The 11,736-nt window shown below is 63.4% G+C and carries 8 protein-coding genes and 1 tRNA gene; 8 read left to right on the top strand and 1 reads right to left on the bottom strand.

Going from position 1 to position 11,736, the window contains the following annotated elements:
* The first annotated feature begins 28 nt into the window (after positions 1-28).
* The 8 genes from ALI144C_RS51090 (at position 29) to ALI144C_RS57035 (ending at position 11,239) form a co-directional block, all read left to right on the top strand.
* The gene (locus tag ALI144C_RS51090) at positions 29-1,288 is read left to right on the top strand and encodes a DUF2399 domain-containing protein (protein WP_083754167.1); all 1,260 of its coding nucleotides are present in this window, start codon (positions 29-31) and stop codon (positions 1,286-1,288) included.
* A gap of 139 nt (positions 1,289-1,427) precedes the next feature.
* Positions 1,428-3,152: a type I restriction-modification system subunit M gene (locus tag ALI144C_RS51095; protein WP_076994501.1), complete on the top strand. Its 1,725-nt coding sequence runs from the start codon at positions 1,428-1,430 to the stop codon at positions 3,150-3,152.
* A gap of 226 nt (positions 3,153-3,378) precedes the next feature.
* A complete protein-coding gene (locus ALI144C_RS55085) occupies positions 3,379-3,903 on the top strand; it encodes a hypothetical protein (RefSeq protein ID WP_143231408.1) in 525 nt (174 codons plus the stop codon).
* Positions 3,842-4,399 carry a restriction endonuclease subunit S gene (locus ALI144C_RS51100; RefSeq protein ID WP_143231410.1) on the top strand — a complete coding sequence of 186 codons (558 nt, stop codon included), beginning with the start codon at positions 3,842-3,844 and terminating at the stop codon, positions 4,397-4,399. Before ALI144C_RS55085 ends, ALI144C_RS51100 begins: the two co-directional genes overlap by 62 nt.
* Positions 4,399-7,536: a type I restriction endonuclease subunit R gene (locus tag ALI144C_RS51105; RefSeq protein WP_076994503.1), complete on the top strand. Its 3,138-nt coding sequence runs from the start codon at positions 4,399-4,401 to the stop codon at positions 7,534-7,536. The genes ALI144C_RS51100 and ALI144C_RS51105 overlap by 1 nt, the downstream gene beginning before the upstream one ends.
* 436 nt (positions 7,537-7,972) lie before the next feature.
* Positions 7,973-10,036 (top strand): AIPR family protein, encoded by a 2,064-nt coding sequence (locus tag ALI144C_RS51110; protein WP_168211551.1) that lies wholly within the window; start codon positions 7,973-7,975, stop codon positions 10,034-10,036.
* 98 nt (positions 10,037-10,134) lie between these two features.
* Positions 10,135-10,506 carry a hypothetical protein gene (locus tag ALI144C_RS57030; protein ID WP_202819239.1) on the top strand — a complete coding sequence of 124 codons (372 nt, stop codon included), beginning with the start codon at positions 10,135-10,137 and terminating at the stop codon, positions 10,504-10,506.
* Entirely contained in the window at positions 10,463-11,239 is a 777-nt protein-coding gene (locus tag ALI144C_RS57035; RefSeq protein ID WP_237774756.1) for a helicase-related protein, read from the top strand. The genes ALI144C_RS57030 and ALI144C_RS57035 overlap by 44 nt, the downstream gene beginning before the upstream one ends.
* A gap of 318 nt (positions 11,240-11,557) precedes the next feature.
* Here the strand turns inward: ALI144C_RS57035 and ALI144C_RS51125 are convergent.
* A tRNA-Leu gene (locus tag ALI144C_RS51125) sits at positions 11,558-11,634 on the bottom strand.
* Positions 11,635-11,736 lie beyond the last annotated feature (102 nt).

The following is an 11,736-nucleotide window of genomic DNA, read 5'->3' on the forward strand; positions in this document are numbered from 1 at the left end:
CTGGGCACGCCTCCCAGGTCCTGCGGCTGTGCTCGACGCCGTCCACACCCGCGCCAGACGAGGACACCGCACCGAGACGGGAACGCTCACCTCCGTCCCATTGACCGCAGAGCAGCGTCGGCAGGTCGCGTTGCTGCTCGGCACCCGGTGGGAACTGTCCGGTAAACCCGTCCGTCTCCAAGACCTCGCGGCGAAGCTGGCCGAACACCACCTGACCGTGCGCGGACTCGTCGAGGCACTGCACGGCGAACAGATCGAACCCGACAAGGCTCACCGCAGCCGAGCCCAAGCCGAGGCAGCCGCTGAGCGTGACCGCGCGGCCACGCATCTGACCGAGTCGGGTGTGGCTCCAGACGTGGTGGAGAGGTGGCTGTCCGACACCGGTTTGCCCCGGCCAGGCTCGGGTGAGCTCGAGGCCCTGGCTGAACAGGTGGCGACCGTCGGCACCCGACTGCGCAACACGAGCGGCGGGATACGACTCGCCCAACTCGCCGCGGACGCCCTGCACGACGCCCACGCGCTGGATGCCGATCGGCAACTGGGTCGCGGAGTGGCGCGTCTTCTGGCGATCGTGCACGACCTGCCCCGACCACAACGAGCCGGTCGAGCCTGGCGCGCGGCGTGGGCCGGTGCGGGAGTGATGTGCGACGGCGTATCGTCCCGTGTGCTGGCGTTGAACCTCACACTGACCGGTGAATCTCCGGCGGCGAGGCTGTGCGCCGCCGCTCCCGGCGAGCCCGTCTGGCTGACTCTTCGTTCGCTCACGGGCACGTGGACCGCTCCCGCGAGCGATGTCTTCGTGTGCGAGAACCCCACCGTCGCGGAAGCTGCCGCCGACGCGCTCGGCCAGACCTGCCCACCACTGGTGTGTACCGATGGGATCGCCTCCGGCGCCGCCCTCGACCTCCTCGCTGGGCTCGCTACCACCGGCTGCACGATCCACGCGCGGGCAGATTTCGACCCGGCAGGGTTTACGATCGCCGACCAAGTGCTCTCTGTGGTGCCCAGTGCGCTGTCGTGGCGTTTCAACGCGCGAATCTACGCCGATGAATGCGGCCTGAGCGCTCACCACGACGCTCCCGACGATCTTGCGACCGCTGTCGCCGGATTACGGGTCGTCTACGACCGCGTGCGTTCCCCGGTGCACGAGGAGCGTGTGCTCGCTCTGCTGCTGTCAGACCTTGCGGTGGGAGCAGGTATCCCTACCAAGACCTCGGTGTCCAGCGATACGCCGCCTGTGATGGTTGGATACGGCCCTCGGCATGCGCAGTGTCGTGATACGAAATGATGCTCAGAGCGGCGCACCAGCTGATGCACGCTGTGCGCCGCCTGGTCGGACGACGCGCACGGGCTCACGCTGGCGTTTGACATCTGTCGTCGAGTGAGCCTTGTAAGGAGCCTTGTGAGCACCCTCGGTAGGTAGTTTCATCTGGTCGATCGCCGACCAGCTTCGGGGTCCCTACCGCCCCAACCAGTACGGCAACGTGATCCTCCCGCTCACGATCCTGCGCCGCCTCGACTGCATCCTTGAGCCCGACCGGGAGACGGTACGCGAGCTGGCGGCGAAGTACGAGAACCCGAATCGCCTCAGGACCGAGGTCAAGAAGGCCACTGGCCGGCCTTTCTACAACACCTCGAACTACTCATTCGCCAACCTGCTGGCTGACGCCGACGGGCTGGCGGACAACCTGGCCGATTACATCGACCGGTTCTCGCCCGACGTCGACGTATTCGAGTACTTCGACTTTAAGAAGGAGATCCTCGCCTTGGAGAAGGCGGAACTCCTGCGCGAGGTCATCACGTCCTTCAAGGCCATCGACCTGCATCCTAATGTCGTCTCCAACGCCGACATGGGAGATGCGTTCGAGTACATCATCCGCAAGTTCAACGAGGCCGCGAACGAGACCTCGGGTGACCACTACACCCCGCGGGACGCAATCCGGCTGCTGGTCGACCTGCTCTTCGCCGAGAAGGACGCCGACCTCACCGAGGCCGGGATCGTCCGCACGCTGTATGACCCCACGGCTGGCACTGGCGGCATGCTCGCTTTGGCCGAGGAGCACCTGCTCGCGCACACCCCCGACGCGAAGCTGAGCTTGTTCGGCCAGGAGTACAACCCGCAGTCGTACGCGATCTGCAAGTCCGACCTGCTCGCCAAGGGTCACGACGCATCCAACATCGCCTTCGGCAATACGCTGACCGATGACGCCTTCAAGGGCCGCCAGTTCGACTTCTGCATGTCCAACCCGCCATACGGCGTCGACTGGAAGCAGTACGCCAAGGCGGTCACGAAAGAGAGGGAGTCTGCTGGTCCCTACGGCCGATTCGCCCCGGGACTCCCGTCGACCTCGGACGGGCAGATGCTATTTTTGCTCCATCTCGCCCACAAAATGCGGACTCCGGAGGATGGCGGCGGCCGAGCCGGGATCGTGATGAACGGCTCGCCGCTGTTCAACGGCGCCGCCGAGTCCGGACCCTCCAACATCCGCAAGTGGCTATTGGAGAACGATCTAATCGATGCCATCGTCGCCCTGCCGACCAACATGTTCTTCAACACAGGCATCGCCACCTACATCTGGATTCTCGACAACACCAAGCACCCCGACCGCAAAGGCAAGGTCCAGCTCATCGACGGCACCGCGTTCTGGACCAAGATGCGCAAAAACCTCGGCTCCAAGGGGCGCGAGATCAGCGACCAGGACCGAGCCACCGTCGTCAAGCTGTATGCTGACTTCACCGACGCCGACCCCGACTACTCCAAGCTGCTAAGAAACGACGAGTTCGGCTACTGGACCATCACCGTTGAGCGCCCGCTCCTCGATGAGTCCGACCAGCCGGTTCTTGACCGCAATGGCAAGCCAAAACCGGACACGAAAAAGCGTGACACCGAGAACATCCCGTTCACGTACTGCGGCTCGACCGCCGGTGCCGCTGGCAAGGTCGAGGTCATCGGGGCTTATTTCGACGCCGAGGTGAAGCCGCACGCCCCAGATGCTTGGATCGACTGGACCAAGATCAAAACCGGTTACGAGATCCCTTTCACTCGCCACTTCTACAAGTACGTCCCGCCCCGCCCTCTTGCCGAGATCGACGCCGACTTGGAGAAGCAGGTTGCCAAGATCCTCGACCTGTTGCGGGAGGTGGAGGGATGAACATTTGGGAAGACTTGTCGGCAGCGCCTGTAGTACCCCTGCGATATCTCGTATCCTTCAACCCTCGCCCCGCGTCGAACTTGAACGGCGATGCGGTGTACTTGCCGATGGAAGCGATCTCCGAGTTCGGCGCGGTAGATACGAGCCGTCGCCGCCCGATCAGCGATCTTCGCCACGGGTACTCCTATGTGGCGAACGGTGACGTTGCGTTCGCAAAGGTGACTCCATGCTTCGAGAACGGAAAGGCTTCGTCGCGCATGATCTCCCGGACGGCCAAGCCTTCGCGACGACAGAAGTTACTGTGATGCGGCCGTCAGCTCGAGTCGAGGTGGACTATCTCGGTTGGACCCTTCAGTCGTCGCAGTTCCTGAAGAAGGGCGAATCCTATATGACCGGTTCGGGAGGCCTTCGTCGTGTTCCTGACTCATTTGTAGGATCGTTCTCGATTCCAATACCTGATTGTCGGACGCAGCGGGCCGTGGCGGGCTTTCTTGACCGCGAGACCGCCCGCATCGACACGCTCATCGAGGAACAGCAGCGCCTCATCGCCATGTTGGTCAGTCGTAAGAGTGCTGTCGTCGACGCAGTCATCACGCGAGGTATCGACGCTGATTCGCGCTTGGTGGACTCGGGTGTCGATTGGATTGGGCCGATCCCCCGACGGGTGGGACATTCGCCCATTGTGGTCGATGTTCCGCCGGATCAAGGATGTCAACCACCCGGAGGAGCGAATGCTCTCCGTCTTCCGTGACTACGGGGTCGTGGCGAAAGATTCCCGCGACAACATCAACAAGACGGCCGAGAATCGCAACATATACCAGCTGGTCCACCCCGGCTGGCTCGTCACCAATCGTATGAAGGCGTGGCAGGGGTCAGTCGGGATCTCGCCACTGCGCGGGATTGTTTCAGGTCACTACATCTGCTTCGCTCCACTACATAGTGAAGACGATGCCTACCTCAACTGGCTCTTCCGGTCACCGCGATACACGCTCGGTTACGGACTGATTTCGCGTGGTGTCCGCATCGGACAGGCAGAGATTGACAATGATCACTACAGAGTACTGCCCGTCGTAGTTCCACCGCTCGAGGAGCAACGGCGTATAGCTGCTTACCTGGAGGAGCAAACTACAAAGATAGACACACTCATCGCAGAGACTGAGCGGTTCGTAGAACTGGCCCGTGAGCGACGGGCGGCGTTGATCACTGCGGCTGTGACGGGGCAGATCGACGTGCGAGAGGTGGTGTGATGGCGGACCATCACGAGGTCGTCTTCGAGGCTGAGATCTGCGAGTACCTGGCCGACCACGGGTGGCTCCACTCAACCGATGACACCGGTTACGACCGGGAGCGGGCGCTGTTCCCCGAGGACCTGATCGCATGGTTGGAGGGAACCCAGCAGGCCGCGTACGAGAAGGCTCTGAGGGCGGCGGGGTCGGAAGCGAGGTTCCTCGACGTGCTGGCTACGGCGCTCGACAGGCCTCTCGAGCATGGTGGCGGAACGCTGAACATACTGCGCAACGGGGTGCAGTACATCGGTGGCGGTCGGTTGAAGATGGCGCAGTTCCGGCCCGAGACCAGCCTGAACGCGACCACGAATGAGCAGTACGCGGCGATGCGGGTCCGGGTGATGCGGCAGGTGCACTTCTCCACCGCAGACCAGCGCAGCGTCGACTTGGAGTTCTTCGTCAATGGGTTACCGGTCGCCACCGTAGAGTTGAAGACTGACTTCACCCAGTCCCTCGACGAGGCGATCAACCAGTACCGCAAGAACCGAAACCCGCTGACCAACGGTCGCCCGGAGCCGCTGCTGTCGTTCGGGCATCGAGCGCTGGTGCATTTCGCAGTCTCCAACGACCTGGCCGCGATGACTACCAAGTTGGAGGGCGAGAAGACGCATTTCCTGCCGTTCAACATGGGGCACGCCAGTGGCGCGGGAAATCCGCCCGGCGCGGGTGGGCGGTCGGCGACGGCGTACCTGTGGGAGCGGGTGTGGGAGAAGCATGCCTGGCTCAACATCATCGGCCGCCTGATGATCGTGGAGACCAAGGAGGAGTGGGACGTCGCCACCGGCACGTCGGTACGGCGGACGAGCATGCTGTTCCCGCGGTTTCATCAGTGGGAGGCCGTGACAAACATCGTGGCCGCGGTGAGTGAGGAGGGGGTGGGGCAACGCTACCTGATCGAGCACTCAGCCGGTTCGGGGAAGACGAACACGATCGCCTGGACCGCGCATCGGCTGGCGCGGCTGCATGTGAACGACGAGAAGGTCTTCGACTCGGTGATTGTGGTGGTGGACCGCACGGTGCTCGACGGGCAGCTTCAGGAGGCGATCCGGCAGATCGACGGGTCGGGGAAGATCGTGGCCACGATCAGTCCGGAGGATGTCCGCAAGGCGGGGGCGAAGTCAAAGTCCGGGCTGCTGGCGACCGCGTTGACGAACGGTGAGTTGATCATCGCGGTGACGGTGCAGACGTTCCCATTTGCGCTCGACGAGATCCGGGCCGACAAGGGGCTGAAGGGCAAGCGGTTCGCGGTGATCGCGGACGAGGCGCACTCCTCGCAGTCCGGGCAGATCTCCTCCAAGCTCAAGGCCGTGCTGACCGCGGAGGAGGTCAAGGAAATCGAGGAGGGCGGCTCCGTCGACGTCGAGTCGATCCTCGCTTCGGAGATGACCGAGCGGGCCGAGTCGAAGAACATCTCCTACTTCGCGTTCACCGCGACGCCGAAGAACAAGACTCTGGAACTCTTCGGCCGCAAGGGGCCTGACGGCAAACCAGTCGAGTTTCATCTCTACTCGATGCGGCAGGCCATCGAGGATGGCTACATCCTTGACGTGCTCAGGGGCTACCAGTCCTACGACACCGCGCTCAAGATCGCAGGCCAGCTTGAGCACGGCGAGGGCGACGTGGTGGTGGAGGAGGCCGCAGCCCGCAAGGGGTTGATGCGGTGGGTGAAGCTGCACCCGACGAATATCAGTCAGAAAGTGCAGATCATCGTCGAACACTTCCACATCAATGTCGCCCACCTGCTGGAGGGCAAGGCCAAGGCGATGGTCGTCACCGACTCACGCAAGGCCGCGGTGAAATACAAAAAAGCGATTGACGCCTACATCGCCAAGCGTGCCGCCCTGGACTCCTCGTACAGCTACCGCACCCTGGTCGCCTTCTCCGGTTCGGTGACGATGGCCGAGGACGAGCAGTGGGTGTCGGACTGGGGTCCGCAGCCGAGCAAGGAAGACGAGTTCACCGAGGCCAACATGAACCCCGGAGCGGGCTCGGACCTGGCTGCGGCGTTCAAGGGTGCGACGTACAAGATTATGCTGGTCGCCAACAAGTTCCAGACCGGGTTCGATCAGCCTCTGCTCTCGGCGATGTACGTCGACAAGAAACTCTCCGGGGTCACTGCCGTGCAGACGCTCTCGCGGCTCAACCGCACCCATCGCACGTCCGGCGGGGAGCAGAAGCGCAAGACTTTTGTCATCGACTTCGTCAACAAGCCCGAGGACATCCGGACTGCGTTTGAGCCGTACTTCACGAACGCCACTCTGGAGACCGAAACCGACCCCTACATCGTTGTCCACCTTGCCACCAAGCTTGACCAGGCCGGGATCTACACGCCAGACCAGGTGCGCGACGTCGCTCGGCTTTGGGTGGAGCGCAAAGGCAACAACGCGCTCTCGGCTGCGATGAGCCCAGCCAAGAACGAATTCGCCCGCCGCTACGCGGCTGGGATCGAGGCCGACGACAAAGTCACCCTCAACACCCTCGACCTGTTCCGCAAGGACGTCTCCACCCTCGTCCGGCTTTATGACTTCATGAGCCAGATCGTCGACTACGGTGACCCGTACATGGAAATGTTGTCGATCTTCCTGCGGCTCCTCGAGAAGGTCATCGCCGACTCATCCTGGGCTGCGGAGGTCGATCTCTCTGATGTGGTCCTGGTCGGGGTCCAGCACAGCAAGAGAACCGCGGTCGACATCTCGCTGAGCGGCGATGGTGAGCTCAAGGGCATCAGTGCAGCGGGCAGTGGCACCCGGAAGGAGCCAAAGTACGTCGCACTCCAGGTCGTCATCGACAAGATGAACGACCTCTTCGGCGCTGAGTCCTTCTCCGCGTCTCAGGTCCGTGAGTTCGTGCAGGGACTAGTGCAACGGCTGCTCACCTACCCAGACCTGATCAACCAGACCAAGGTGAACTCGAAGAAGCAGTTCATGGAATCGCAGGACTTTCAGGCGGCGGTCACCGAAGCAGTGGTCGACAACCAGGGGGCCCACAACACGATGGCCGACTACTTCTTCAGCGACGGACCCGGCATCAGCGCTGTCATCATGGCCCTCGCGGACGCCTTCTACGAGGCAGCGATTGATCAGCAGACGGATGTTTGAGCAGCTCCGGCCCCGAAAGGACGGCGTGCGGTACGGGTTGAACAGCTACAACCCCGCAACACCACCGTACCGGGAACATGACGCTAGTCCGCCTCGGTCAATCAGCACATCAGCCCAACGATCACACTGGTGTTCAAGCCCAACACGACCTCCAACACCAATGAGGCCAGTGAGCCAGCCCGCGACGTGGGATCATCGGCACGTGGTGGGACAGTCGGCCTGCGGAAACTTTCACGCCGTTGCGGGCAGTGAGTTCCAGGGCAGACTCACCAGCGAGGCACACAAGGCAAGGCCGCCTTACCCAAATGATCCGTCGCCGTCACAACCTGCCCGACACGAGCAACTGAGCCTGTTCATTCACACGCAGGGGAGCGTAGTGAACACAACGTCAACCAGGATCAACCCACCGACTCAGGTCAGGCACGTACGCAACGCCTTGCAGAAGGAGTTCGATGGGCTTATCGACTTGTCGAACGTCGAGACGTCGCGTCCAGACGAGATCGAGCGACAATTCTTGTCGCGGTCGCTCGCCGCGCTCGCCGTTCGGCGACTGACCGGCTGCTCAAGCCAGCAGGCGGCTGACGCCGTCATTGACGGTAGGAACGATCAGGGCATCGACGCGATCGCGTTCGCCGACGGGAAGTCCGCAGTCTTCCTCATCCAGGCGAAGTGGAGTGACCGGGGGAACGCCGGCATTGACACCGCCGCCGCGCTCAAGATGATCGACGGATTCCGGCAGATCGACGACCACCAGTTTGAGAGGTTCAACGACCGGTTCCAAGCGATGGCTGAAAAGTTGCGCGCCGTCATGATGGAGCCACATCTGCAGGTGACGTTGGTCCAGGCCGTCATGGGCGAAGGCACCCTGTCGCCCGAGGTGGTCACGATCTTCGACGCCGCACAGCAGGAGTTCAACGGCAACGGGCGGTATCTCAACACCAGCGTCATCAACGGGGCCGATCTTCTCCAACAGGTGCGTGACGACTTGGCGGAAACGCCGATCTCACTCCAGGCGATGATGACGCAGTGGATTCAACGCACCCTACCGGTGGAGGCATACCAGGGAAGCGTGCCGGCCGACGGGATCGCTGCCTGGTTCGCTGAGTTCGGTGACCGACTGTTCGAGAAGAACGTGCGGAAGTCGCTCGGCCTCACTGCGGTGAACCAGCAGATGGTGGACACTCTCATCACCGCGCCAGAGACCTTCTGGTCCCGTAACAACGGCATCACCGTATTGTGTTCGGAACTCGAGACCCGGTGGCCAACGGGCAGGCGGTCGAACGCGCCGGTCGAGTTGCACCTCACCAACGCGAGCGTTGTCAACGGAGCCCAAACGGTCACGGCGATCCACGAGGCATACCTCAGGAACCCCGACGCCGTCACCGAGGCGGACGTCAGCGTGCGGGTGATGAAGGTGCCGGCGGACGAAGCCGGCTTCGGCAACATCGTCACGCAAAGCACCAACACACAGAACCACATGGAGCCCCGGGATTTCATCGCGCTCGACGAGGTGCAGATGGCGATCCGGGAGGACTTCAAGCTGTCACTGGACAAGCTTTACGTGTTCAAACGAGGCGACCTGGAACCCGCACCCGACGAGGGGTGCTCGGTGGTGACCGCTGCGATCGCGCTCGCATGTGCCCACCGGAACCCGGAGTTCGTGTTCCGAGCGAAGCGAGACCGGAACCTGCTGTGGGAGGACGACAAGGGTGGCGCGTATCCGAGCCTGTTCGGCAACCAGCCATCGGCGGGTCTGATCTGGAACTCGGTGCAGCTTTTCCGCGCTGTCGACGTTGCGACGCGACGCGTCGCCAAGAAGTTGGAGGGTCGTGCGGCCGCGATTCTCGACCACGGGGACCTTCTGCTGACACATCTCGTCTTCCAGGTCGTCGACTCGGATGGCTTGGAGGAGGCCGACGGCAGTTGGGAGATCCCCGGTGACGTGTCGGACCTGGTTGAGCGGGTCGCTCGGTGGCTGGTGCACGAGGTCGACCGGCTCTACGGGGTGGGTTCTTTCGTGTCGAGCACCTTCGCCAGCCACGAAAGGTTCACCGCCCTCGCGAGGAGCGTCCGGAACCGACTTCACTCGGGTGAGGTGGCGCCGGACTTCGGTGCCGCCTACCGACCCGCCCCACGACCTGTACGAGGTCGCGCGCGCACCGCCGTCAACGTGCTGATCGACGCCGGGCGCATCGAGCCGGGCGCGACCCTGATCTACCGGCCGGCCACCGAACGCGAAGACGAGGCACTCGGAAGGTGGTTGGGCGAAGACGACCGTCGTCAGCGGGCCACGTGGGTTCAGGACAGGAGGAAGCCGTTGTTGTGGTCAGCTGACGGACAGCGCTACTCCCTCTCCGGCCTGGTGATGCACATGTGGCAGCAAGCTGGCTGGGACGACGCGCCGGTCGCTGTGCAGGGGCCAAAGTGCTGGCATCTCGGTAGCGAAGGAACCTTGGTCCAACTGGCCGACGAACTGCGCCGATCGGAAGACACCGAGTAGCCACCCCGGTCATAGTGGACGCGAGACCGGGTGACGTCTACTCACCACCGCGGAGTCACTGGAGGCCGCCCGTATCATCCACTGCGGACTATCGGGCGATGTTGGTCGACCTGTCGGTCGTGGTTGACGAGATCCATGCTTTCGCTGGTGATGACTGCGGATGGCACCTGCTCGCTGTCCTCAGTGACTGTCCAGAGTGGGCGGGTCGTCCGCTGCAACGCATCGGTTTCTCCGTGACTGTCGGCAATCCACCCGCCCTGCAGCGCTGGCTGCAGGGCTCTGTTCACGCCCGGGAACGGAAGATCGTCGCGTCGGAGCCGACCACCGGGCAGCCCCCAGACATCACTGTCGACCACGTCGGCTCGGTCGACAACGCCGCGAAGGGTGATCTCCCTGCTGCACCAGGGCGAGAAGCGGCTGGTGTTCGTGGACAGCAGGCGGCGCGCCGAACGAGCTGGGCGCGGCGTTGACGGTCAAGGGATGACGACGTTCCTGTCGCACTCGTCTCTGTCGGCTGCGGAACGTCGCCGGGCCGAGGAGGCGTTCGCTACCGGACGCGACTGTGTCATCGTCGCCACCTCGACCCTGCAACTCGGCATCGACGTCGGCGACCTGAATTGCGTGGTCCAACTCAACGCCATGTGTGCGGTTTCCTGTTGCGCTGGTCCCAGGATTGGGTCGAACCGGTCGAGCCGCCGCCCGCCTTCGGCACTTCGTCGCGCAGCAGATCCTCGCGTCGGCCCTGCAGGGAGGTGTGGTCGGCACCCGCACATGACTGGACTGGTGGGGCGACTTGTCGGTGTTCGACGGCACCGCCCGGAGATCGTGCGGCACCTGACCGCAGAGGGCCACCTCGAACCCGACGGTGACTTCGCGGTCATCGGCATGGAGGCCGAGCGACGGTTCGGACGCCGATACCTTTCCGATCTCTCGGAGCACGCCGACGGCCTCTCGGTGCTCCTGCGTGCAGACGGGAGCCTCGATCGACTGGCAGCGCAGGCGGCGCCAGATCGAGCCGGCCGACCTCCTGGGCAGGGCGAAGTGAGGTGGTCGTGGCGGCGCGACGTCGTTCGAACTGGCAAGGGGTGTCCGGGACGTCCTCGGTCAAGCGGCACCGGATGGCGTCACCCGCGCTCGTCAGTGCACAGGTGCAGACCGACGCCGATGTCGGGTGCATCCCCGCTGACCTGCGGCAGCGTCTAGGCCCAGTGACCGCCAGCCTGGTGTTCACCACCGCCGCCACCTTGTCTACGCGCTTGCGGACCATGCACCACCTTGCGGCCACCTGCCACAGTCCGTCTTCCACACCTCGGTGACCACTACTCTGTGCACCAAACTCGAGCGGTTGGTTGAAGTGCGACGGGTGCTCACGCAGTGCGAACAGGCTGGGGGTGTGGTCAACGCGGGCCGTACCCCGTAGGAGCCCCACGGGAACAGGACCGACCTGGGGATGGGCGCTTCTGCCGCTATGTCAGCCCCGCAGAGGGGACAGGGCTAAGCTGCGGAAACTCTTGATCATGTTGGTGCCCCCGGTGCGACTCGAACGCACACTGGACGGATTTTGAGTCCGCTGCCTCTGCCGATTGGGCTACGGGGGCTGGCTGGGTGAACTTTACTCGATCAGGTTCGTGCCGGTTGGGGGTGGGTGTGTGTCGGATAACTCCCCGGGTTACGGCGCCGCTGCCGCTGCCCCCGGTACG

This window comes from Actinosynnema sp. ALI-1.44, assembly GCF_001984155.1.
Classification (GTDB): domain Bacteria; phylum Actinomycetota; class Actinomycetes; order Mycobacteriales; family Pseudonocardiaceae; genus Kibdelosporangium.

Excerpts from the sequence above, each read along its gene's own strand:
- ALI144C_RS55085 (WP_143231408.1), top strand. The coding sequence starts at position 3,379 with ATGCTTCGAGAACGGAAAGGCTTCGTCGCGCATGATCTCCCGGACGGC.
- ALI144C_RS51100 (WP_143231410.1), top strand. The coding sequence starts at position 3,842 with ATGTTCCGCCGGATCAAGGATGTCAACCACCCGGAGGAGCGAATGCTC.
- ALI144C_RS51105 (WP_076994503.1), top strand. The coding sequence starts at position 4,399 with ATGGCGGACCATCACGAGGTCGTCTTCGAGGCTGAGATCTGCGAGTAC.
- ALI144C_RS57030 (WP_202819239.1), top strand. The coding sequence starts at position 10,135 with ATGTTGGTCGACCTGTCGGTCGTGGTTGACGAGATCCATGCTTTCGCT.